Source organism: Pandoraea sp. NPDC087047 (assembly GCF_044745225.1).
Classification (GTDB): Bacteria; Pseudomonadota; Gammaproteobacteria; order Burkholderiales; family Burkholderiaceae; genus Pandoraea.
Genome location: NZ_JBIUZU010000011.1, coordinates 86,797 through 109,760, shown reverse-complemented (window position 1 = coordinate 109,760; position 22,964 = coordinate 86,797). Strand labels below are relative to the sequence as shown.

At 61.8% G+C, this 22,964-nt stretch carries 17 protein-coding genes; 13 read left to right on the top strand and 4 right to left on the bottom strand.

Going from position 1 to position 22,964, the window contains the following annotated elements; all coding sequences use genetic code 11:
* The first annotated feature begins 233 nt into the window (after positions 1–233).
* Genes ACIPHM_RS20515 through ACIPHM_RS20500 form a run of 4 tightly spaced genes read left to right on the top strand, consistent with a single transcriptional unit; the run spans position 234 to position 3,956 of the window.
* Complete coding sequence (locus ACIPHM_RS20515) at positions 234–1,331, top strand: SagB family peptide dehydrogenase (protein ID WP_400332235.1); 1,098 nt, start codon at positions 234–236, stop codon at positions 1,329–1,331.
* Entirely contained in the window at positions 1,328–2,281 is a 954-nt protein-coding gene (locus tag ACIPHM_RS20510) for a diiron oxygenase (RefSeq protein WP_400332232.1), read from the top strand. Before ACIPHM_RS20515 ends, ACIPHM_RS20510 begins: the two co-directional genes overlap by 4 nt.
* Positions 2,278–3,456: an MFS transporter gene (locus tag ACIPHM_RS20505; protein WP_400332229.1), complete on the top strand. Its 1,179-nt coding sequence runs from the start codon at positions 2,278–2,280 to the stop codon at positions 3,454–3,456. The genes ACIPHM_RS20510 and ACIPHM_RS20505 overlap by 4 nt, the downstream gene beginning before the upstream one ends.
* A complete protein-coding gene (locus ACIPHM_RS20500; RefSeq protein ID WP_400332226.1) occupies positions 3,450–3,956 on the top strand; it encodes a GNAT family N-acetyltransferase in 507 nt (168 codons plus the stop codon). Before ACIPHM_RS20505 ends, ACIPHM_RS20500 begins: the two co-directional genes overlap by 7 nt.
* On the opposite strand, the gene ACIPHM_RS20495 is transcribed toward ACIPHM_RS20500, so the two are convergent.
* Both ACIPHM_RS20495 and ACIPHM_RS20490 read right to left on the bottom strand, forming a co-directional pair.
* Positions 3,945–5,579 carry a GMC family oxidoreductase gene (locus tag ACIPHM_RS20495; protein ID WP_400332224.1) on the bottom strand — a complete coding sequence of 545 codons (1,635 nt, stop codon included), beginning with the start codon at positions 5,577–5,579 and terminating at the stop codon, positions 3,945–3,947. The genes ACIPHM_RS20500 and ACIPHM_RS20495 overlap by 12 nt on opposite strands.
* 145 nt (positions 5,580–5,724) lie before the next feature.
* Complete coding sequence (locus ACIPHM_RS20490) at positions 5,725–7,233, bottom strand: CoA-acylating methylmalonate-semialdehyde dehydrogenase (RefSeq protein ID WP_400332221.1); 1,509 nt, start codon at positions 7,231–7,233, stop codon at positions 5,725–5,727.
* 249 nt (positions 7,234–7,482) lie between these two features.
* On the opposite strand from ACIPHM_RS20490, the gene ACIPHM_RS20485 reads away from it, so the two are divergent.
* From ACIPHM_RS20485 to ACIPHM_RS20455, 7 genes are all read left to right on the top strand, one after another.
* Entirely contained in the window at positions 7,483–8,358 is an 876-nt protein-coding gene (locus tag ACIPHM_RS20485; protein ID WP_400332218.1) for a LysR family transcriptional regulator, read from the top strand.
* Between the two features lie 187 nt (positions 8,359–8,545).
* Positions 8,546–9,946: a class II fumarate hydratase gene (gene fumC, locus ACIPHM_RS20480; RefSeq protein ID WP_400332215.1), complete on the top strand. Its 1,401-nt coding sequence runs from the start codon at positions 8,546–8,548 to the stop codon at positions 9,944–9,946.
* Between the two features lie 21 nt (positions 9,947–9,967).
* Positions 9,968–10,870, top strand: a complete 903-nt coding sequence (locus tag ACIPHM_RS20475; RefSeq protein WP_400332213.1) for a LysR substrate-binding domain-containing protein — start codon at positions 9,968–9,970, stop codon at positions 10,868–10,870.
* A 238-nt stretch (positions 10,871–11,108) separates the two neighbouring features.
* On the top strand, positions 11,109–12,398 hold the full coding sequence (locus tag ACIPHM_RS20470) for an MFS transporter (protein WP_400332211.1): 1,290 nt from the start codon (positions 11,109–11,111) through the stop codon (positions 12,396–12,398).
* A gap of 66 nt (positions 12,399–12,464) precedes the next feature.
* A complete protein-coding gene (locus ACIPHM_RS20465; RefSeq protein ID WP_400332209.1) occupies positions 12,465–13,706 on the top strand; it encodes an amidohydrolase family protein in 1,242 nt (413 codons plus the stop codon).
* 221 nt (positions 13,707–13,927) lie between these two features.
* Positions 13,928–15,106 carry a hypothetical protein gene (locus ACIPHM_RS20460; protein ID WP_400332207.1) on the top strand — a complete coding sequence of 393 codons (1,179 nt, stop codon included), beginning with the start codon at positions 13,928–13,930 and terminating at the stop codon, positions 15,104–15,106.
* Complete coding sequence (locus ACIPHM_RS20455; protein ID WP_400332205.1) at positions 15,103–15,450, top strand: hypothetical protein; 348 nt, start codon at positions 15,103–15,105, stop codon at positions 15,448–15,450. The genes ACIPHM_RS20460 and ACIPHM_RS20455 overlap by 4 nt, the downstream gene beginning before the upstream one ends.
* 75 nt (positions 15,451–15,525) lie before the next feature.
* Here ACIPHM_RS20455 and trpS read toward each other — a convergent pair whose 3' ends face one another.
* Complete coding sequence (trpS, locus tag ACIPHM_RS20450; RefSeq protein WP_400332202.1) at positions 15,526–16,554, bottom strand: tryptophan--tRNA ligase; 1,029 nt, start codon at positions 16,552–16,554, stop codon at positions 15,526–15,528.
* 367 nt (positions 16,555–16,921) lie between these two features.
* Between trpS and ACIPHM_RS20445 the strand changes: the two genes are divergently transcribed.
* Positions 16,922–18,160, top strand: a complete 1,239-nt coding sequence (locus tag ACIPHM_RS20445; RefSeq protein ID WP_400332199.1) for an MFS transporter — start codon at positions 16,922–16,924, stop codon at positions 18,158–18,160.
* Positions 18,161–18,292: 132 nt separating this feature from the next.
* Here the strand turns inward: ACIPHM_RS20445 and ACIPHM_RS20440 are convergent, their stop codons facing one another.
* Complete coding sequence (locus tag ACIPHM_RS20440) at positions 18,293–21,910, bottom strand: indolepyruvate ferredoxin oxidoreductase family protein (RefSeq protein ID WP_400332196.1); 3,618 nt, start codon at positions 21,908–21,910, stop codon at positions 18,293–18,295.
* Between the two features lie 225 nt (positions 21,911–22,135).
* Here ACIPHM_RS20440 and ACIPHM_RS20435 point away from each other — a divergent pair, with 225 nt between their 5' ends.
* Complete coding sequence (locus ACIPHM_RS20435) at positions 22,136–22,621, top strand: Lrp/AsnC family transcriptional regulator (RefSeq protein WP_400332193.1); 486 nt, start codon at positions 22,136–22,138, stop codon at positions 22,619–22,621.
* Positions 22,622–22,964 lie beyond the last annotated feature (343 nt).

Sequence of the window (22,964 nt, the reverse complement as noted above, 5' to 3'; positions counted from 1 at the left end):
TGCCCGCGCCAGGGGCATCAGAAATCGGAATATCACCAAACCCACCTACCTTGGACCGTGAAAGGATTGACCTGCCTCCATCGAGGCGTTCTTTACTTTCCACAATAGGAGACTGTCATGAAGGAAATCCGACTTGAATCGAGCGTTTTGGCCAATTGGACGCAAGCAGCCATCGCACTTAAGTAAATCCGACTGACAACAATGGGCACCTTAGGGGTGCCCATTTCTCCATCATGCCAACCTATTTCAATCGAGACATTTTCCTGCAAGTCTCAAAAGAACAAGTGGTGCTGTGGAACGTGCGAGAACATCGCCAATACTCGATCGATTCGGCCCACGCCAAACGTTTGGTCGAGCTTGCGTTGGAAAGCGCGTCACTCGATGCATCAAACCCCATCGACGAAGCATTGCTCAACGGTGGCGCAATTTCGAACGCACCGTATCCGCCCGAGTCGTGGGGTTGGGATGCATTGGCCAGAATTTTTCATATCGGTACCAGTGATATTCCTCAGCCTTCGCCGCCGACCTCGGGTGCTCAGTGGGCCAATAGCAATCTGGCCGCATGTGCTAACGCTGCCAAGCATCCGATCCCGCCCGCCCGTGACACGACTCGCGGCGACAGCTTGCGCCTCCCTCCTCCAGACGTGATGCGCCTGCAGACGGCGTCATTTTGGGAATGCTGCAAGACTCGAAGCACTTGCAGGGAGTTCACTAGCAAGCCAACCGACCTGCAAGACGTCAGCACAGTGCTCTACGGCTCTCTGGCTTTTCTGCGTGAGCGAACAGAAAACGTCCACCCGTCCGTTCCCTCCTCGATCAACAATCGGCGCACCAGTCCCTCAGGAGGAGGTCTGAATGCATCTGAGGCGTATGTCGTGTTTCAAAACGTGGCAGGCGCTCCGAGTGGCCTATTTCACTACAACCCCATTAGTCACACACTTGGTTGCATCAAACATTCACTTAGCCCGGATTGGTTGTCTTATGCCCTCAGCGATCAATACTTCTCCCGAGAACTGGGTTTCGGTGTTTTCCTAGCGGGCAGGCTTGACCGCATGTGGTGGAAATATCCCCACTCCCGGGCGTACCGGGTCTCCTTGCTCGATATCGGCCACTTGTCGCAGACCTTCCTGCTTTGCGCCACAGCTTGTGGTCTACATACATGGCTCTCGGGAGCATTCCGCGATCGAGAAGTTCGCACACAGCTATTGATCCAAGACGATGGCGAGCAACCGCTATTCTTCGTCGGTGCCGGACATGGCACGGGTGATGAGCTGGACCCTGAGCGCAGAGCCATCCTTTCCAATTCCGAATCGATCGGAGCGTCACCATGACCGCGACTGCCTGCCCTATCAGCGATTGGGACACGACATCCTCAGTACGATCAAAGCCGATGACTTATGGCTGCCTTGGTCTGCCGAAATCTGAGATCCATGGCCGAGACTGGTTCTTTCGGAACGCACTCCCCTATTTGCACAAACCTGATTTCGCAAACTTGGGCGAGCCCGTCATCCAATCGCTACTTGCGGCGAACCTCATCTACTTCCTTGAGTACACAACCCTACTCGAACATCGGGTCGTGAATCGATCCGTGGAATCAATCGCGCACGGTGAACTCCCCGCACCTATTCCCGATGAGTTCCGCTCGACGGCTCTGAAAATCTATGTAGACGAGGGATATCACGCAGTCATGTCCTCGGACCTCGCGTCACAAGTTGGCATTCATTTTGCGTTTGCGACGGAAGTCCCACGAACGTTTCCTCGTATCGAAAAGCTAATGGGCATCGCGAGCAGCACTGTCGAAAGCGACCGGCCGTTGATCTCGTTCCTGATTGGCTTCGTCTCAGAGACCGTCATAACGCGCGCCTTTCTACAAGTAGTTCGCCCTACCCTCATATCGCCCGTTTACCGAGTGCTTCGAGATCATCTTCACGATGAGTGGCGCCACAGCCATTATTTCTCGAAGCTGTTCCAATTGGTTTGGGAGAAACTGCCCCCACGTCAAAGGACTCTCTGCGCGAACACATTGCCGCAGATTATTCTCGAGTGCTTCTCGCTAGACAATGACTGGTTATCCAAAACACTTTCAGCACACGGCATCTCATCCGAATCCATCGCTGAGATAACCTCAGAGCGCGCCACAGTATCCGCACTTCGCCATAGGGCTCGCGACGGTGCCAAAGCGACATTGGCCGCTCTGGCCCAAAGCGGAATACTGACGTCGCCGGCCTATCGTTCCGCATTTCTCGACGCCGGCTTGCTTGTGAAAGAGGAGTGCTCATGACGCCTGTCGCAGCCATCGCTCTTACCAGTGCGCTCACCGCGCTTAGCGCATTGCCTCTAGACGTCATGCTGCCGTCGTTCGGTGCGATCGCCGACGAGTACGAAACCAGTGTCGACGCAGTGGCGTCCCTCGTGGGTTACTTCGCGATAGCCTTCTCAATGCTGCAACTTGTCGTTGGCCCACTCTCCGATAGGATAGGCAGACAGCGTGTGCTTATCTTTGGATTGGCGATCGCAACGATTGGGGCGATCGGTGGCACTTTGGCGCAAACGTACACCGCTCATCTGGCATTCCGTCTGATACAAGCGTGTGGCTGCTCATGCTTCGTATTGGCACAGGCCATTCTTCAAGACACTTTCCCTGGAGAAACCGGACTGCGTGCCAGAATCTTCAACGTCACATTCGGTGGCCTATGTATTGCTTGCTCGCCGTTGCTCGGTGCTGTGCTACAGGAAAATTTCGGGTGGCGAGCGAGCTTTTGGCTATTTTCTGCGATTGGAGCCGGCGTTTTCCTGCAAGTGCTGTCACATCCCAGTGACCGGAATCACACTTCGACGCTAACCCTGGCAAGTTGCGCACGACGCTATCTTCAAATAGCAACAAATCGTGCTTTTTTTGCATATACGCTTCTCGGCGCAATGGCTTTCGCATCTCATTTCGCGTTCGTCATTCTTTCCCCAAGCCTGTTTATCGAAGCCCTCAAGTTCTCCTCGTATGACTACGCCTACACGCTGTTGTTGTACGGTGCCATATATCTACTCGGCGGCTTCGTCGCAAACCACGCATCCAGACAGATCACGGTTTTCAAACAGATCCAATTAGGCATCGCGCTTCTGAGTGTTGCCAGTGTCGTCATGACCACGCTTTACGTTTGGCTTGGCGACCATTTTGCGACGGTGATAGCACCGATGCTGTTGGCAACGTTGGGCACCACCCTCATACGCCCGGCAGCGGCAACCCTGTCCATGAAAATTTTCGAAACACATGCGGGCACTGCGGCAGCCGCAGCAGGTGCCATCCGATTCTCGATGGCGGGAATCATCAGCATCGGCGTCTCCAGCGTTCCGCTATCTAAGTTTCTTCTGCTCGCACTGCTGCTTCTGAGCGCAGCCGCAATCTGCATGGCCATTCAGTGGGTCCAATTCAAGCGCGACGCTGCGGAGTTCGTATGTTGAAACCCTCGCCTCTTCTAAGAGACCTGCACGGCGACTCGTTCGCGTCACTCAGTCAACGCACGCAACATGACTTCGCAATAGCCTTGGCCGAGACTTCGTCCATCGGCATCGAGAAAGCGCAAGAAAAAGCGTCTCAACTCTACGCACGCATTCTGCCCGAGGGACAATACACAAGCGGGCACAAATTCTGGGACATCGTCGATCCGTCCAACGGGAAATCCATTGGACAGGTGTGGCTGAAAATCACGCCAGACGGAGCAAGCGCATTTCTGTACGACCTTTTCATCGCTCCCCCCTTTCGACATCAAGGATTTGGCCGCGTTACGATGACGGCCATCGAATCGTTCGCCAGCGAGCGAGGTTGTAGCTCGATAGAACTTCACGTATTTCCCGAGAATACGGCCGCCCGGCGGCTTTATCACGGCCTGGGCTACAACGACACCAACTCGCCGAATGTTCTCCGAAAATTTTTCCTCCCTTGCCCGACCCTACTTCCCTGACTTGCGCGCCGCGCGAATCATGTCGCTCGCGCGTTCGGCGATCATGATCGTCGGCGAATTGGTGTTGCCCGACGTAATCGCCGGCATGACGGACGCATCGACCACGCGCAGGCCCTGCACGCCGCGCACGCGCAACTGCGCGTCGACGACGGCATCGGGGTCGTCCGCGCGCCCCATGCGACACGTGCCCACCGGGTGGAAGATCGTCGTGCCGATGTCGCCTGCCGCGCGCTTCAGGTCGTCATCGCTCTGGAACGACGGCCCCGGCAGATACTCGCGCGGCTCGTAGCGGGCGAACGCCGGTGCGCCCACGATACGGCGGGTCAACTTGATGGCATCCGCCGCCACCTGCAAATCCGCTTGCGTCGACAGATAGTGCGGCGCGATGTTCGGTGCGACGCGCGCATCGGGCGACGTCAGATGCACATTGCCGCGCGACGTCGGGCGCAGATTACAGACCGACGCGGTGAACGCATTGAACTTGTGCAGCGGCTCGCCAAACTTGTCGAGCGACAACGGCTGCACGTGGTATTCGAGATCGGGACGCGCCACGTCCTCGCGACTGCGCGCGAACGCGCCCAATTGCGACGGCGCCATACTCATCGGCCCGCGTTGCGCGAACGCATATTGCATGCCGATCTTCAGCCTGCCGATCAGACTGTTGGCGGTGAGGTTGAGCGTTGTCACGCCGCGCAGTTTGTACACCGTGCGCAATTGCAGATGATCTTGCAGGTTCTCGCCGACACCGGGCACATGCGACACGACATCGATGCCGAAACCGCGCAGCCGTTCGCCATCGCCCACGCCGGACACTTCCAGCAGATGCGGGGAATTCACCGCCCCCGCGGCGAGAATCGTTTCGATATTCGCGAGCGCCGTAAAGTCGTTGTTCCCCCCGCGGTACGCCACGCCCGTGCAACGCGTGCCCTCGAACAGGAGACGACTCACACTCGCGCCCGTAATCACCGTGAGGTTCGGTCGCTGCGACGCAGGCCGCAGGAAACCCTTCGACGCACTCCATCGCACGCCGCGCCGCTGATTCACTTCGAAATAGCCAATGCCGAAGTTGTCGCCGCGATTGAAGTCGTCCGTTTTGGGGATGCCGATCTGCTCGGCCGCGTCGGCAAACGAATCGAGCACACGCCACGACAAACGCTGCTTCTCCACGCGCCACTCGCCGCCACTGCCGTGAAACTCGGTGCCGCCCGTGTAGTGATCTTCGCTGCGCTTGAATAACGGCAGCACGTTGTCCCAGCGCCAGCCGTCGTCGCCCGTCGCGTCGGCCCACACGTCGTAATCCTCGCGCTGGCCGCGCATATAGATCATGCCGTTGATCGACGAACTGCCGCCCAGCACCCGTCCGCGCGGATACGCCAGCGAGCGCCCGTTGAGCCCCGCTTCCGCCTGCGTGCGATACAGCCAGTCGGTGCGCGGATTGCCGATGCAATACAGATAGCCGACGGGGATGTGAATCCAGTGATAGTCGTCTTTGCCGCCCGCTTCGAGCAGCAGCACGCTGACGTCGGGGTCTTTCGTAAGACGATTGGCCAGCACGCACCCGGCTGACCCGGCCCCTACGATGATGTAATCGAAGCGCTCATGCTTCTCCGCCTGCTTGCTCATTCCCGCGTGTCTCCGTCGATGGCGCGGCACTCGCCATGGTGCGGTGCCGGCTCTGGTGCGGCACCCGAGTGGGATGGACTGGCGCCACCCGTATCGGGTTCATTTTTGTCGTGATATTGCGCGCAAGCCGCCGTTAGGCCCCAGCTTACTTCGCCACCGGCATCGTGAATTCCGCGCCCTTGGCAATGCTGTCCGGCCAACGCTGCATCACGCTCTTGTAACGCGTGTAGAACCGAATGCCCTCTTCCCCGTAAGCATGATGATCGCCAAACAGCGAGCGCTTCCATCCGCCGAACGACTGCCACGCCATCGGCACCGGAATCGGCACATTGATGCCCACCATGCCGATCTTCACCTGGCGCGAAAACGCACGCGCCACGCCGCCGTCGCTCGTGAAGCATGACACGCCATTGCCGAACTCGTGCGCATTGATCAGTTCGATGGCGGCCGCGAGGTCGGGCACACGCACGACCGCGAGCACCGGCCCGAAGATCTCGTCGCGATAGATCGTCATTTCGGGGGTGACGTGATCGAACAGTGTCCCACCGAGGAAGAACCCCTGTTCGTGCCCCGGCACTTGCAGTGTGCGCCCGTCCACGAGCAAGGTTGCGCCAGCGTCGATCCCTTGCGCAATATAGCCTTCGATCTTCGCCTTGTGCACGGCAGTGACCACCGGTCCCATCTCGGACGCCTCGTCCACGCCCGGCCCCACGCGCAACGCCTTCACACGCGGCACCAGCGCATCGACCAGCCGATCCGCCACCTGCCCCACCGCCACGGCCACCGAAATCGCCATGCAACGCTCGCCGGCCGAGCCGTAGGCGGCGCCGATCAACGCGTCGACGGCCTGATCGAGATTCGCGTCGGGCATCACCACGAGATGATTCTTCGCCCCGCCCAGCGCCTGCACCCGCTTGCCGCGTCGCGTACCTTCCGTATAGATGTACTCGGCAATCGGCGTCGAGCCGACGAACGACAGCGCCTCGACGTCGGGATGCGCGAGCAGCGCATCCACGGCGACCTTGTCGCCCTGCACCACGTTGAACACGCCGTCGGGCAACCCCGCTTCGCGCAGCAATTCGGCGATCAACAGGCTCGCCGACGGATCGCGCTCGGACGGCTTGAGCACAAACGTATTGCCGCAGGCGAGCGCAATTGGGAACATCCACATCGGCACCATCACCGGAAAATTGAACGGCGTGATACCTGCGCACACGCCCACCGGCTGGCGCAGATGCCAGTTGTCGATGCCACCGCCAATGTTGTCGCTGTGCTTGCCCATGAGCAGATTCGGCGCGCCGCAGGCGTATTCCACGACCTCGATGCCGCGCGTGACTTCGCCGCGCGCATCGGAGAACACCTTGCCGTGCTCTCGTGTGATGATGCGCGCCAGTTCGTCCTGATGTTCGTCGAGCAACGCCTTGAACTTGAAGAGTATGCGGGCGCGCTTGAGCGGCGCCGTCTCGGACCACGACGGCAGCGCAGCCTTGGCTGCCGCAACGGCTGCATTCACGTCCTGCACGCTGGCCAGCGCCACGCGCGCACTGACGGTGCCCTCTGCCGGATTGAAGACGTCGGCGAAGCGCTCGCCGTCGCCCGCTACACGGCGGCCACCGATGAAGTGCAGCACGCTCGGAATATCAGCATTACTCATGTTCGTCATGTCCATTTCCCCGATTCCGGCGACATCGATGCTCCGGCCGCCTTCTCGTTATGCCCAACGCCCGCCCGACGGCGCGCGCCACGTTGAACACCGAGGGTACTGCCGCGACGGACCGTAATCCAATGAGAAATTATGAAAAGCAATATAAGATCTACTTATGTTGCTCGGCCGATGCCTCGCCAACACGACGCACGCCTAGCGCCCACCGCGCACGCCTGACGCCATCCCGACGGTCTTTGTATGGAACTCGCCCATCTCCGCGCTTTCGTCGCCATCGCCCGTGAAGGCAATCTCACGCGCGCCGCGCAACGACTGCATCTGACACAACCGGCCGTCAGCCTGCAGGTCAAGGCATTGCAGGAGGCGCTGCGTCTTACGCTCTTCACTCGCACGGCACAGGGGCTGGCGCTCACGCGAGACGGTCAGGCGCTGCTGCCGCAGGCCGAGCGCATGCTCGCCGCGCTCGCGGATCTTCAGCAAGCCGCCGGTGCGCTGCGCGAAACCGTGCGCGGACGTCTTCGCATCGGCACCATCCTCGATCCGGAATTCACCCGGCTCGGCGCGTTTCTCAAGCGCCTGGTCGAGTCGTATCCGCAGATCGAGACTGCACTGCGGCACGGCATGTCGGGTTCCGTGCTGCAACAATTGGAGCGCGGCGAGCTCGACGTCGGCTTCTACATCGGTAGTCCCGACCCCGAGCGCTTTCACGCGATCACGCTCACCCCCTTCTCCTATCAAGTGCTCGCCCCCGCAGGCTGGCGCGAGCGCGTGGCGCGTCGCGGATGGCGCGAACTCGCCGCCCTGCCCTGGATCTGGACACCGCCCGAATCGGCCCACCATCGCCTGCTCTGCGCCTTGTTCGATGAGGCGAACGTCTCGCCCGTGAAGGTCGCGGAAGTGGATCAGGAGCCGTCGATGCTCGATCTGGTGAAGTCCGGCATCGGGCTGTCGCTCGTGCGCGACTCGATTGCATTGCGCGAAGCGCGGGCGCATGGTCTGGTGATCGCCGACAGCGTGTCGGTGCCGACCGAGCTCACGTTCGTCACGCTCGCCTCGCGGCGCGAAGCGCCCGCCATTGCCGCCGCATTGCAACTGGTCGCGGCCGTCTGGGCGTGATCGTCCCACACCCCCGGATCGCAATTCGAGCGCATAATCCATGCCTGCTCAGGCCTTCGTTTCACGACATTCGAAAGGCCAACTTCCCCGCAATTCATTGTCATGACGTGGCGCGTCCCCCTATGACGTGCCATGCCAGATGTTCGCTAACGCTCTAGAATTTAATTCTCTCTTCGAGGAGTCGATCATGTCTGATGTGCGAATGGAACGCGATACTTTCGGTGAAATTGCCGTACCCGCCGATCGTCTGTGGGGGGCGCAAACGCAGCGCTCGCTGCAGAACTTCAAGATTTCTACCGAGAAGATGCCGCGCGAACTCGTGCGCGCGCTCGCTCGCGTGAAACGCGCCGCTGCCGAGGTCAACAAGGTCCTGGGCGTGCTCGACGCGAAGAAGGCCGACGCCATCGTCAAAGCCGCAGACGAAGTGATCGCAGGCCAGCATGACGACGAATTCCCGCTGGCCGTGTGGCAGACCGGCTCGGGCACGCAGTCGAATATGAACATGAACGAAGTGCTCGCGAACCGCGCCAGCGAACTGCTCGGCGGCGTGCGTGGCGAAGCGCGCCGCGTGCATCCCAACGACGATGTGAACAAGGGCCAGTCGTCGAACGACGTGTTCCCGACCGCCATGAGCGTGGCCGCCCTCGACGCCCTCGTGAATCACCTCAAGCCCAGCGTCAGCCAACTGCGCGACACGCTCCACGCGAAGGCGCGCGCCTATGACGATATCGTCAAGATCGGCCGCACGCACTTGCAGGACGCCACGCCGCTCACACTCGGCCAGGAAATCTCCGGCTGGGTCGCACAGATCGATCACGGCCTGAAGCACGTTGACGATGCCCTGCCCCACGTGGCCGAACTCGCCCTCGGCGGCACCGCCGTCGGCACGGGCCTGAACGCTCCCCCCGAATTCGCGAAGACGGTCGCCGACACGCTCGCGCGCGATACCGGCCTGCCGTTCGTCACCGCCCCGAACAAGTTCGAAGCGCTCGCCGCGAACGACGCCGTCGTCCACGCGCACGGCACGCTCAAGACGCTCGCCGCCAGCCTGATGAAAATCGCCAACGACGTGCGCTGGCTGGCCAGCGGCCCGCGTTGCGGCATTGGCGAGTTGCAGATTCCGGAAAACGAACCGGGCAGCTCGATCATGCCGGGCAAGGTCAACCCGACTCAATGCGAAGCGATGACGATGCTGTGCGCTCAGGTGCTCGGCAACGACGTGGCGATCAACGTCGGCGGCTCGATGGGCAACTTCGAGCTGAACGTGTTCAAGCCGATGCTCATCCACAACTTCCTGCAAAGCGTGCGCGTGCTCGCCGACGGCGCCGTGAGCTTCAACGACAACTGCGCCATCGGCATCGAACCGAACCGTGCCCGCATCAGTTCGCTGCTCGAAGAGTCGCTCATGCTCGTGACCGCGCTCAACCCGCACATCGGTTACGACAAGGCCGCGCAGATCGCGAAGAAGGCGCACAAGGAAGACACCACGCTCAAGGCGGCCGCCCTGGCGCTTGGCCACGTCACGGCCGAGCAGTTCGACGCCTGGGTGCGTCCCGAGCAAATGGTCGGCAAGCCCGGCAAGGCGTAAGCCTTAGCACCGTCACCGCGCATGCCCATCTCGCCGCTGCCGCCGCTGCATTGCCTGATCGCTTTCGACGCCGCCGTGCGTCACGCGAACTTCACCCGGGCGGCCGCGGAGCTCAATCTCACGCAAAGCGCCGTGAGCCGTCAGATTGCGCAGCTCGAGGAATTCCTCGGGCGCGCGCTCTTCACGCGCGAGCATCGCAGGCTGCGGCTGACGGTGGCCGGACAACGCTACGCCGAGCAGATTCAGCGCCTGCTCGGCGAGTGCGCCGAAGCCACCGCCGATCTCATGAAGCGGCGCGGCGATCTGGAACTCACGGTCGCCTGCTCGTCCGGTGTGGCCGTGTTGTGGATGACACCGCAACTCATGCGCTTTCGCGCCGCCCACCCCGACGTCAAAATTCGCGTGATCGTGAAAGACGGCATTACGTCGCTTTCCGCTTCGGAATTCGATCTGGGCGTGTATTACGTGCGTAACGACCTACCGCCCGATTTCGCCGGACGGCGTCTGTTCGACGAGGAAGTCTTCCCCGTCTGCTCCCCCGCCTATCTCGCTGGCCGCAAGCTCACCCCGGCCGATCTCGTGAGCGAGACACTGCTCTTCATCGAAGACGGTCAACGCAAATGGATGTCGTGGCCCGACTGGTTCGAGCTGCAAGGCGTGGCCGCGCCGAAATTCCCGCGCATGGTGAGCGCCAATTACTATCCGCTGCTCGTGCAGATGGCCATCGAAGGCGGCGGCCTGGTGATGGGCTGGCGTCACATGATCGATCCCTGTCTCGACGCCGGCCTGCTCGTTCGGACCTGCGATGCAACGGCAAGTCTGGGCGGCGGCTACTATCTGGTGTGGCCTGCCGAGCGCCACGAGCATGCCGCGGCACGAATTTTCCGCAACTGGATTTACTCGGAAACTCGTTTCCCATCATAGGGGTTACGTGACATTTCGAAAGTTGCCATGCGCTGCACGCATGGCAACATGCGGAATTATCGTTTTGCTTGTCATTTTGTCTGAACTACTTTCTGTCATATCCGCACACGTCTGGCAGCGGCTTTGGCCGAATTTTGCCGCGCGGGCAGACGTGATCCGACAAAAAAGCAGGCGTATTACCGGCATGACGTGAAGGCAAAGCACGCGACGGACGCCACCCATCCTCCGGGAGACCCAGATGCAGGCGACCTACGCAGTGCCTCAAGACAACATGGCCCGTCAGCGCCGTCACGCGATCGTGGCGACGGTGATCGGCAACGGTCTTGAATGGTTTGACTTCACTGTCTATAGCTTCTTCGCGGCCATCATCGCGAAGCAATTCTTCCCCACGGGCGACGACCTGTCGTCGTTCCTGCTGGCCGTTGCGACCTTCGGCGTGGGCTTCTTCATGCGCCCGGTCGGCGGCATCGTGCTCGGCGTCTATTCCGACCGCGTGGGCCGCAAGGCAGCGCTCTCGCTCACCATTCTGCTCATGGCTGCCGGTACCGCCATGATCGGTCTGGCCCCGACTTACGATCAGATCGGTCTGGCCGCGCCCCTCATCATCGTGCTCGCCCGTTTGCTGCAAGGCTTCTCGGCCGGCGGCGAAATGGGTGGCGCAACGGCCTTCCTGACGGAATACGCACCGCCCAATCAGCGCGCGTACTACTCGGCGTGGATTCAGTCGAGCATCGGCTTTGCCGTGCTGCTGGGCGCCGCCGTGGGCACGTTCGTGACGACCGAGCTCGACAAGGCATCGCTCGAATCGTGGGGCTGGCGTGTGCCGTTCATCGTCGGCATGCTGATCGGCCCGGTCGGTTTCTACATCCGTAACAAGATCGACGAGACGCCGACGTTCCAGCACGCCGAAAAGTCCGATACGCCGCTGCGCGACGTCTTCTCGAAGTATCCGAAGGAAACGCTAGCCAGCTTCTCCATGGTCGTGCTGTGGACGATCTGCACCTACGTGCTGCTGTTCTACATGCCGACGTATGCCCAGCGCGTGCTCAAGCTGCCCGCCTCGGACGGTTTCACCGCAGGCATGGTCGGCGGCGCGATGATTCTGGTGTTCGCCCCGGTCGTGGGACGTCTGGCAGATCGCTTCGGCCGCCGTCCGTTCCTGTCGGGCTCCGCTGCGCTGATCCTGTTGCTCGCATGGCCGATGTTCACGTATCTGAACGTTGCGCCGGGCCTGCACTCGCTGCTCACGTTCCAGATCGTGTTCGGCTTGCTGATCGCCTGCTACACGGGTCCGATTCTCGCGGCGTTCGCCGAGCTGTTCCCGGCGAAGGTGCTCTCGACTGGTCTGTCGGTGGCGTACAACTTCGCCGTGACGATCTTCGGCGGCTTCGCAGCGCTCATCATCACGTGGTTGATTGCCCGCACGGGCAGCAACATGGCCCCGGCGATCTACGTGATCATCGCGGCGGCCATCAGCCTGGTCGGTACGCGCTTCGTCAAGCCGCTGCCGAAAGACGCCAAGGCCTGAGTTTCCCCCAGAACAAGGCGCGCCCCACCCGGCGCGCCTTGTGCATTTTTTCTCAAGGAATTCCCCATGTCCCCCACGACCGTTACTCTGCTTCGCGGCGGCAACGTCCTCGATGCAGCCGTCGGCCGCCTGCTCGAACGTCACGATGTGGTCATCGACGGCAATCGCATTACGTCGGTCAGCGCCACGCCGCTGGATGTGCCCGGCGCCACCGTGATCGACGTCACCGGCAAGACCGTCATGCCCGGCATGATCGACTGCCACGTGCACGTGCTCGCGTCGCACCCTAACCTCGGCACCAACGCCAGCCAGCCGAACGTGCTCACCGTGCTCAAGTCGCTGCCGATCATGCAGGGCATGCTCAACCGCGGCTTCACAACCGTGCGCGACGCGGGCGGCGCCGACTGGGCGCTGCAACAGGCCATCGAACAGAACGTGATCCCGGGCCCGCGCATTTTCCCGTCGGGCAAGGCGCTGTCGCAAACCGGCGGTCACGGTGACTTCCGTCCGCGCAGCGACGTGCTTGAGCCGTGCTCGTGCGCCTTCCGTGCAGGGGCGATCGGCCGTGTGGTCGATGGTGTCGATCCGATTCGTCTGGCCGTGCGCGAAGAGATTCAGAAGGGCGCCACGCAGATCAAGCTGATGGCGTCGGGCGGCGTGGCGTCGCCCGTCGACCCTATCGCCAACACGCAGTACTCGGAAGACGAAATCCGCGCCGCCGTGGCGGAAGCCGAAGCCGCACAGACCTATGTGATGGCCCACGCCTACACGCCGAAGGCGATTGCGCGTGCCGTGCGTTGCGGCGTGCGCACCATCGAGCACGGCAACCTGTGCGACGCCGAGACGGCGAAGCTCATGGCCGAGAAAGGCGCCTATGTGGTGCCGACGCTCGTCACCTACGACGCGCTCGCCAAGGACGGCGCCTCGCTGGGCCTGCCGCCGGAATCCGTCGCCAAGGTGGAAAGCGTGCAGCGCGCCGGACGCGAATCGCTCTCCATCTACCGCGACGCGGGCGTGAAGATGGGCTTCGGCTCGGATCTGCTCGGCGACATGCACAAATATCAGTCCGACGAGTTGACGATTCGTGCCGAGGTACTCGGCGCGGCCGATACGCTGCGCTCAGCGACGGTGATCGGCGCCGAGATTCTGAATCGCGTGGGCGAACTGGGCGTGATCGCGCCGGGCGCACTGGCCGACGTGCTGGTCGTCGATGGGAATCCGCTCGAGTCGATCGACGTGCTCACCGGTCAGGGCGAAGGCATTCGCTGGGTCTTCAAGGACGGCAAGGTCACGAAGCAGCCGCACTGATCGTAGGGTGACGCGCGTATGCGCGTGAGCCCGCTTCCCGAAAGGAACGCCGTGATGTCTGATACGTCGCGGCGTTCCTTTTTTGTCTTTCGGGAACGGCGCCGCCGGCGGGCGCGCTACCGCGCGGTGACGTCCATTTGCGACACTGGGCAACACGAATCGAAAGCGCGAGCGAAGTGACGCTGCGTAGACTCCGGCATGCCTCTATCGGAGTACACCTCATGCCGTCGCTATTCCAGCCCGTCGCTCCGTCGAGTTTGTTCTACGTACCCGCCGACAACTCGCCGCCCCCCGCCCGGTCCGAATGGGGACAGATGACCGTCCGCTCATTTGCGCCGTCTCATACGTCCTCCCCCGAGGATGCCGAGTCGTTGCCGTCCATCGACACACTCGGCGCAGGCATTCTCGAGAACTTCACTGCCATCAAGCGCGAATGGGATGCCGCCGCGCAAGCCGTAGCGCCCAGAGCGGTACATGACAGGTTGTCCGGCAACTACGACACCATCGTGAGGCTCTCCGTCGCCGTCTCGACCTACAAGGCCTCCGATCTTCTCGGGGTTGACGAACTGATCCGCAAGTTCGAGACGGCCATCGAGAAAATCGGCGGCGCACGCGACGTTTCGCTGGGGTCGTGCAAGCGCGTGGACGCGCAGCGCTCCATCACCGATGTCGACCAACTGAGCCCGAAGGCGAAAGCGGCATTCGAGGCGCTCGGTCATCTGAAAACCGCGCTCGACACCATGGTGTTTACGTTGTCGGCAAAGCGCAGTCTGGAAGATCACCGGCAGGCGTTGCGACATCCGACAGGCCCCATGACGCCACAGGCATTGGAGACAGCCCGGGCAGAGCTATCGGACGCGCTGGAAGTCACGGCCGAACTCGTCAACAAGACCGAGCCATTGATCAATCACTGCCTGACGCTGGCGCAGGCCGCCATTCCGGCCGAGAAACGGCGATGGAAGACAAAGATCGCGATCCTCGCAACGTTCCTGCTCATTACCGTGGCGTTGGGTATCGCCTCGGCGCTCGCGCCCCCGTTAATCCCTGCCGTCGCGGGATTCGCACTGGGACTGAAAATTGCCACGACGGGCATGGGTGTGATGACTGCGCTGAACGGAATGTTCAACGTCTTCGGGTACGCGCGCAATCGTGGCTGGAGCAAACTGTCGAGCGAAATCGCTGCGGTCAAGAACCTGAACGACGCCATCAACCACGGATTCGAAGCCAGAAATAGTCTGCTGCACTCGAATGAAACGACCGCGATACAAGAGCAACTCGGCCAGATGAATCGGGACGTCGCGGCGGCTAGGCGCAAGCATCTGCTCATCGACCGGAAGCTGACCGAACTCTCCGACACCACATCGAATAATTCCACCGACATTGAAGACACGCCGCTTTGATGTCACGTCACCGGCCCGGCGACGCATCATCACCAAGAGGAGATATCACCTTGCTACCATCAGCCACCAATTCGTCATCGACCCATCTGGCGCAAAGTTATCAGGCGCTGGCAACCGGGGGGCGAATCCAGAACGCCATTCAGGGGGTTCGTTCGGAGCTCGCGGACCTCGACCGGATGCAAAATGCGACATTGAGTCACCTCGACAACCTGATCGCCAAAGCGAAATTGGGTAACATGAAACGCACCGCATCGGAAGACACGCCGCAGGCGCGGCCCGATAGCGAGACGCTCGACCGCGACCTGACGCGATGCCGGTCATGCTCGGACGTGAGTCACCTGTGAGTGACAGTCGGCAATAAAAAAGCAGCCCATACACGGGCTGCTTTTTAACGTTACGCGCAATCGCCAGGGGCGAACTTACGGCTTCCAACCGGGCGTGACGAACACGGAGCGCACGTCGTCGAGCGTCTGTGCCACCGTCTCTCGCGCGCGCTCCGTACCGGCGCGCAGCATGTCCCACACCTCGCCCGGATTCTTCGCGTACTCCTCGCGACGCTCGCGCATCGGGCGCAGCAACTCCTGCAAACGATCTTCCAGACGCTTCTTCACGATCGAGTCGCCCAGACCGCCGCGTACGTAGTGATCCTTGAGCGCCTGCACGCCTTCCTTGTCTTCGTCGAAGGCGTCGAGATAGGCGAATGCCACGTTGCCTTCGAGATGCCCCGGATCTTCCACTCGCAGATGCTGCGGATCGGTGTAGCACTTCTTCACTGCCGCGCGAATTTCGTCCGGCGTCGAGGAAATGTTGATCACGTTACCGAGCGACTTGCTCATCTTGGTCTTGCCGTCGATGCCCGGCAGACGTCCGATCGGCGGCACCAGCGCCTTCGCCTCGGTGAGGATCTCGCGATCGGCCAGACGATTCAGACGACGCACGATTTCGTTCGTCTGCTCGATCATCGGCAACTGATCTTCGCCCACCGGCACCAGCGTCGCACGGAAGGCCGTGATATCAGCCGCCTGGCTCACCGGATACGTGAGGAAGCCGGCGGGAATATCGCGCTCGAAGTTGCGCAGACCGATTTCCTGCTTGACGGTCGGATTGCGCTCCAGGCGCGCCACCGTCACGAGGTTCAGGTAATAGAACGTGAGTTCGGTGAGCTCGGGCAGCCACGTCTGCACGCAGATGGTGGACACTTTCGGATCGATGCCGACGGCCAGATAGTCGAGCGCGACTTCCGAGACGTTGCGATGCACCTTGCCGCGATCGTCCGTGTTGTCGGTCAGCGCCTGCGCGTCGGCCACCAGAATGAATTGCTTGTACTCGTGCTGATACGCCACACGGTTTTTCAGACTCCCGACGTAGTGGCCCAGATGCAGCGGGCCCGTCGGACGGTCACCCGTGAGGATCACCTTGCGATCCGCAGGTGCCTTCGAAACACTCATTTTCCTCTCCGTAATCAAGCGCTTATGACGATCGCCGATGGTCCTTTCGCGGCGAGCGGTTCGGCCAGTGGCGTCAACTCTCAGTCAACATAACCTCCCGAATGGTAGCGCGTCAGCCGGATGCCGGTACAGAAGCCCGCACAGATGGTGAGAAGGTCTTCGCCCTCCGTGCGCTTCATAGTTCCACGACGGCTGCGCGGCCTTTGTCCAAAACGGCGTCCTGGAATTCTCGCACGAAGCGGAGAAAGACTCCGCGGCTCGGTATGCCGCGCTTGACCGCTCTTCCATTGTGAATGCGTTGGAGGAAGTGCGCTCCGCTCCCGATGTAATTGCCATCAGCGGATGGGAGGAGATGCGGGGAAAACGCGTGAAAGCAATTGGCGATGGAGATATGGGCATCCAATCACCAACGATTCGGCAGACAATCATTTTCGATCGGCGAGCAACACTCTTCTCTTCGTCTCGCGCCGTCGGCGCGGCGATCCTGTGGATTGACTTCACCCTGATTTTTGAAAGTCTCGCATTTCGCTGGAACGTCGACGCGATCGTCATTGGATTTGCCATGACCTTCTATGGCGTTCCCGGCGTGCTCGCCGGGCCCTGGGTCGGCGCGCTGGTGGATCGCAAGTGCCCATGGCTAATGTTGCGTTGGAGCTACCTGATTCGCGCTGCGGCGGCGTTGGCGCTCTGGCGGGCTCCCACCCTCGCCATTTTTCTTTTCTGCGTCGCGCTGAAAGGCTTCGCGAATCTCATACCGGGTCCGGCAGAACAACAATTGTTTCGTCGCTTGTTGGCGAACGATGCCTTACCGGGGAACGCCAGCAAAATCACGCTGATCGATCAGATGGCCAAGTTGATTGCCCCGCTTGCAGCCGCCTTGCTCGCAACGTGGCATCTTCCGGGGTTCGCCATCTCAGCGGCCCTGAGTCTCGCCGGCATCCTGCTATTGCCCCGCCTGCGCATACCCGAACGCAAACCCATGACAACGACGGCTCCCGCACGCCCGGTTTGGGCGGTCTTCCACTCGGTGCTGAAAGGCCATGCCCTTCTACGACGCGTATTCGTCGTCACGCTTTGTCAGGCCTTCGTTCTCGGCTTTTACGACGCGCTGCTCGCTCTCTTTCTGAAAGCGCGAGGCTATCCGGACGGCACGTTCGGCAGCATTGTGGGATGTACAGCCGCAGGCGCCATTCTGGGCACGTTTGGGTTCAAAATGGCGGTAAGACGTTGGTCCCCCACCCACCTGCTGGCGATGTCGTCACTGCTGTTCGGTATCACGGTGCTCACGCCCGCGATGCTGGTCTACGCAAAGGTTCACATCCCACTGATCGTCATGCTCGCGCTTTGGGTCGGCAACGGGCTGGGGTACGGCATCGGGGTCATGCTAATGATGCTTTCATTTCAACGATACTGCCCACGCGACGCATTGGGGACGGTCACATCCACCGGCAGAAGCCTTCAATTGCTGCTGATGATCGTCGCACCGCTCATCGGCGGCGCGCTGTCGAACGTCACCAGCATCGAGTTCGTCTTTCTGTGCGCGGGCGCAAGCGCCATTAGCCTCGGCCTGTTCGCCCGTGTGGTTCCGGTTGCACAGCCCGCGTGAGGCAGGTGAAATTCCAGTGCGAACACGCAAAAGAAAACGACGGGGCGTAGTGCGTGGTTAACGCCTGCGCCACCGTCGTCGGGTCCGTCACGCTCCGCCTTCCGGCGAAAGGCCTTTCTCTCTTTCTCTCGCTTAGCGGCTCGTCACCACCGGAATGCCCTTGAGCGATTTGCCGCTGCTGCGTGCATGCGCGAGGGCCTGTTCGACGGCGTCGCCCGTGGCGGGGGTGATACCGAGGCGACCCGCGAGCGTCGCTTCGATGCGCTTGGCCATCGCCAGATTCGCCAGCTTCACATGACCGTAGCCGCGAATCTTTGCCGGGGTTTCGGCCAGAGCGATCACGTCCGCCAGCGTGTCGGCCGAGAGTGCCGCCAGCGCGCGTTCGAGCGTTGCGCGATAGTCCGCGATCAACTGACGCTCCATACGACGCTCCAGCGTGTAACCGAAGACGTCGAGTGCACCGCCGCGCAAGCCCCGCAGCTTCGACATGCCGCGCAGCACCGGCCACAGCCACGGCCCGATAGTCACCTTCTTCGGTGCGGCACCGTTCTTGCCGCGCGCGATCAGCGGCGGGGCCATGTGGAACTCGAGACGGAAGTCGCTGCCCGGCTTGCCTTCGAAGGTCTCACCCAACGCGTCGGTGAACGCCGTTTGCGCATACAGACGCGCCACTTCGTACTCGTCCTTGTACGCCATCAGACGCGAAAGCTGCTGCGCCACCGCGCGCGCCAGACGTCCCGGCGCGCCGGCCACACGCGTCTCCGCGTCGGCTACCCGCTTCACGAACGCGGCGAACTGCGACGCATACGCCGCGCTTTGATATTGCGTGAGCAAGTCCATGCGATGCGCGACGAGCGCGTCGAACGTCATGTCGTCGGCAACCGGCGCATGCAACGGGGCATGCGCCGCTTTGGCCGTCGTCTCCGTCAACGCGGCGGGGTCGCCTGCGGCGAGACGGCCGATGGCGAGGGCCAAATGGTTCATCGGCACCGCAACGTTGTTCAGCTCGATGGCGCGCTGCAATGCATTCAGCGACACCGGCACCAGCCCCAACTGCCACGCGTAGCCGAGCATGATGATGTTCGAGCCCATCGTGTCGCCGAGGAAGCGCTGCGCGAGCGCCTGCGCGTCGCACGCGTCGAGCTTGTCGTTGCCAGCCGCATGACGCATCTTTGCGAGCAGCGCGTCCGAATGCAGATTCGCATCGGGGTTCTGCACGAACGTTGCGTTCGGAATCGCGTGCGTGTTGACGACCACACGCGTGCGGTCGCGACGCACGGTCTGCAACGCGTCGGCGCTCGCCCCCACGACCATGTCGCATGCGAGCAGCACGTCGGCCTGCTGCGTGTCGATGCGCACCTGATTGAGCGCCTGCGGCGTGTTCGCAAAACGCACGAACGACAACACCGCCCCGCCCTTCTGCGCGAAACCCATGAAGTCGAGCACCGAAGCACTCTTGCCTTCGAGGTGTGCCGCCATGGTGATGAGCGCACCGATCGTCACCACGCCAGTGCCGCCCACGCCAGTGACCATGATGTCGAACGGCGCATCGCCCGCGAGCGCGACCGGTTGCGGCAGCGCATTCAGACGTCCTTCGAAAGCGGCCTGATCGAACGCGGCGGCGAGCGCCTTCTTCAACTGCGCGCCCTTGACCGACACGAAGCTCGGGCAGAAGCCGTTCACGCAGGAGAAGTCCTTGTTGCACGACGACTGATCGATGCGACGCTTGCGCCCCATCGCCGTTTCCACCGGCTCGACCGACAGACAGTTCGACGCCACACCGCAGTCGCCGCAGCCTTCGCAAACGGCTTCGTTGATGAACAGGCGGCGATCCGGATTCGGGAATTCATTCTTTTTGCGACGACGACGCTTCTCGGCCGCGCACGTCTGATCGTAGATGAGCACGGTCGTACCGGCGATCTCGCGCAACTCGCGCTGCACGGCGTCGAGTTCGCTGCGGTGATGGAACGTCGTGCCCTTCGGGAACTGCCCTTCGTGACCGATGTACTTCTCCGGCTCGTCGCTCACCACGACGAGTTTCGCAATGCCTTCGGCTTCCACCTGACGCGCGATCTGCGGCACGGAAATCGAACCGTCGACAGGCTGACCGCCGGTCATCGCGACGGCATCGTTGTAGAGGATCTTGTAGGTGATGTTCGCCTTCGACGCCACCGCTTGACGAATCGCCAGCAACCCCGAATGGAAGTACGTGCCGTCGCCCAGATTCTGGAAGACGTGCGGGCGCTTGGTAAAGTGCGAATGCGCCGCCCAGTCCACGCCCTCGCCGCCCATCTGAATCAGCCCGGTGGTGTCGCGATCCATCCACGACGCCATGAAGTGACAGCCGATCCCCGCCTGCGCGATGGAACCCTCCGGCACCTTCGTCGACGTATTGTGCGGACAACCCGAGCAGAAATACGGCACACGACGCACACCGTCGGCCGCGTTCGACAGAATCTCGTGCGCGACGAGATCGACCACGCGCTCGCGACGATCCAGCGCCGGACGGTGCTTCGCCAGCCACTCGGCGAACACCGGCAGCACGCGCGACGGACGCAGTTCGCCTAGCGCGGAGAGCAGCGCATGGCCTTCGGCGTCGGTCTTGCCGAGCACGACCGGGCGCGTGCCCGTGGTGCGGTTGTACAGGTATTGCTTGATCTGCTGCTCGACGACCGGGCCCTTCTCCTCGATCACGAGAATTTCCTTCAGCCCTGCGACGAAGGCGTCCAGACGCGACATATCCAGCGGGAACGACAGCCCCACCTTGTAGATGCGCACACCGGCAGCCGCAAGATCGTCGACGGTAATGTCCAGGCGGCGCAGCGTCTCCATCAGGTCGAGATGCGCCTTGCCGCACGTCACAATGCCGATGTCCGCTTCGGGCGCCGGGGCGATCCACTTGTCGATGCTGTTCACGCGCGAGAAGGCACGCACGGCGTCGAGCTTGTCTGCCAGACGCGCTTCGAGCGCCAGACTCGGCAGATCGGGCCAGCGGTTATGCAATCCGCCCGCGGGGCTCACGTAATCGAGCGGTTCGGCCCAGTCGGTGCGGATCTTGTCGAGGTCCACGGTGCCGCGCGACTCGACCGTCTCGGAGATGGCCTTGAGGCCGGCCCATGCGCCGGAAAAACGCGAAAGCGCGTAGCCGTAGAGACCGAATTCGACGAGCTCGCCGATGTCGGCCGGGTTGAGCACCGGCATGCTCCACGACATCATCGTGAAGTCGCTCTGATGCGGCATCGACGACGACACGCAGCCATGATCGTCACCCGCCACCACGAGCACGCCGCCGTGGCGCGACGCGCCATACGCGTTGCCGTGCTTGAGCGCATCGCCCGCACGATCCACGCCCGGCCCCTTGCCGTACCACATGCCGAACACGCCTTCGACGGTCCGCTCCGGATCGGCTTCCACCCGTTGCGTCCCCATGACGGCCGTGCCGCCCAACTCTTCGTTGATCGCCGGCAGGAACTTGACGTTCGCCGCGTCGAGCAACTTCTTCGCCTTCCACAACTGCTGGTCCACGCCACCGAGCGGCGAGCCGCGATACCCGCTGATGAAGCCGGCCGTGTTCAGGCCGCGCTCGGCGTCGAGCTGGCGCTGCATGAGCAGGATACGGACCAGCGCCTGCGTACCGGTCAGGAAGATCTGACCACGTCGTGCGGTGAGGGCGTCGGAGAGCTGGTAGTCGGGATGGGCCAGGGGATTGGCCGTGGGCGACGCAAGCGCGGCGCGCATGGGGGCATTCATTGGGTATCTCCTGATCCCCCTCGCCGGCCGGTCGAATCGATGTATCGATGCGCCGGGTGTGCTTCGGGGGCATTTGTTCTGTTCGTCTCGACGCGTTTGCGCATAGTGCGGCCACGCATCGGTTATGGAAGCAGTGTATGGGGAGGCAGGAGAAAGATTTTTACTATTTCACCCCGTTTAGCGCACAATAAGAAACATTCATTTCGAAAAAGGCGATTTTTGGAAATGGAATTACTCGATAATTTTGCCCGAGAGATATTGCGACTTTTGCAGATCGACTCGCGCCGCTCGTCCCAGGAACTGGCCGAAAAGGTCGGTCTGTCGGCAACGCCTTGCTGGCGACGCATCAAGGACATGGAGAAAGACGGCGTGATCCAGCGCTACACGGTGCTGCTCGATCGCGAAAAGCTCGGCCTGCACGTATGCGCACTCGCCCACGTTCAGCTCACGCGCCACACGGAAGGCGGCACGGAACAGTTCGAGCGCGAAATCCGTACGTGCCCGGAAGTCACCGAGTGCTACAGCACCACGGGCGAGGCCGATTACATCCTCAAGATCGTGGCGCCGGACATCAAGGCCTACGACGCGTTCCTGCACGAACACATCTTCCGTCTGCCCGCCGTAGCCAACGTGAAGACGAGCGTCGTGCTGCGCGAAATCAAATTCGACACGAGCCTGCCGATCGAGGCGACGACGGCAAGCGTGAGGTGACGCTGGAAGCTATCAGTCTCTTCCCAATTGTTGACTTTACGAGACAGCGCCACTTGACCTAACGGACGTTCTCCGCTAAAAATGCAAATGATTCTCATTTAGCACCAATTTCAAGCTCTTCGTCTCAAGGCCGAACTTCTACGGCCGGGTGGCGTGAGATTTTTTCGCCAGCCGCGCCTGCCAGCGTGTAGTCAAGCGTCATCGATGACGCCGCCACACGCCGATTGCCACGAGCGCTTGCCAGCCAGCAACGGGGTCTTTTGCACTGGGAGCCAGTAGTGAAGCAGTCGTCGAGCGGCGGGGGCCGCGCATTTGTCATATCCACGCGCCGGAGTGATCGGAA

Bases quoted from the DNA above. Each gene is read 5' to 3' on its own strand.
- ACIPHM_RS20515 (WP_400332235.1), top strand. From the start codon at position 234: ATGCCAACCTATTTCAATCGAGACATTTTCCTGCAAGTCTCAAAAGAA.
- ACIPHM_RS20510 (WP_400332232.1), top strand. From the start codon at position 1,328: ATGACCGCGACTGCCTGCCCTATCAGCGATTGGGACACGACATCCTCA.
- ACIPHM_RS20505 (WP_400332229.1), top strand. From the start codon at position 2,278: ATGACGCCTGTCGCAGCCATCGCTCTTACCAGTGCGCTCACCGCGCTT.
- ACIPHM_RS20500 (WP_400332226.1), top strand. From the start codon at position 3,450: ATGTTGAAACCCTCGCCTCTTCTAAGAGACCTGCACGGCGACTCGTTC.
- ACIPHM_RS20495 (WP_400332224.1), bottom strand. From the start codon at position 5,579: ATGAGCAAGCAGGCGGAGAAGCATGAGCGCTTCGATTACATCATCGTA.
- ACIPHM_RS20490 (WP_400332221.1), bottom strand. From the start codon at position 7,233: ATGAGTAATGCTGATATTCCGAGCGTGCTGCACTTCATCGGTGGCCGC.
- ACIPHM_RS20485 (WP_400332218.1), top strand. From the start codon at position 7,483: ATGGAACTCGCCCATCTCCGCGCTTTCGTCGCCATCGCCCGTGAAGGC.
- fumC (WP_400332215.1), top strand. From the start codon at position 8,546: ATGTCTGATGTGCGAATGGAACGCGATACTTTCGGTGAAATTGCCGTA.
- ACIPHM_RS20475 (WP_400332213.1), top strand. From the start codon at position 9,968: ATGCCCATCTCGCCGCTGCCGCCGCTGCATTGCCTGATCGCTTTCGAC.
- ACIPHM_RS20470 (WP_400332211.1), top strand. From the start codon at position 11,109: ATGCAGGCGACCTACGCAGTGCCTCAAGACAACATGGCCCGTCAGCGC.
- ACIPHM_RS20465 (WP_400332209.1), top strand. From the start codon at position 12,465: ATGTCCCCCACGACCGTTACTCTGCTTCGCGGCGGCAACGTCCTCGAT.
- ACIPHM_RS20460 (WP_400332207.1), top strand. From the start codon at position 13,928: ATGCCGTCGCTATTCCAGCCCGTCGCTCCGTCGAGTTTGTTCTACGTA.
- trpS (WP_400332202.1), bottom strand. From the start codon at position 16,554: ATGAGTGTTTCGAAGGCACCTGCGGATCGCAAGGTGATCCTCACGGGT.
- ACIPHM_RS20440 (WP_400332196.1), bottom strand. From the start codon at position 21,910: ATGAATGCCCCCATGCGCGCCGCGCTTGCGTCGCCCACGGCCAATCCC.
- ACIPHM_RS20435 (WP_400332193.1), top strand. From the start codon at position 22,136: ATGGAATTACTCGATAATTTTGCCCGAGAGATATTGCGACTTTTGCAG.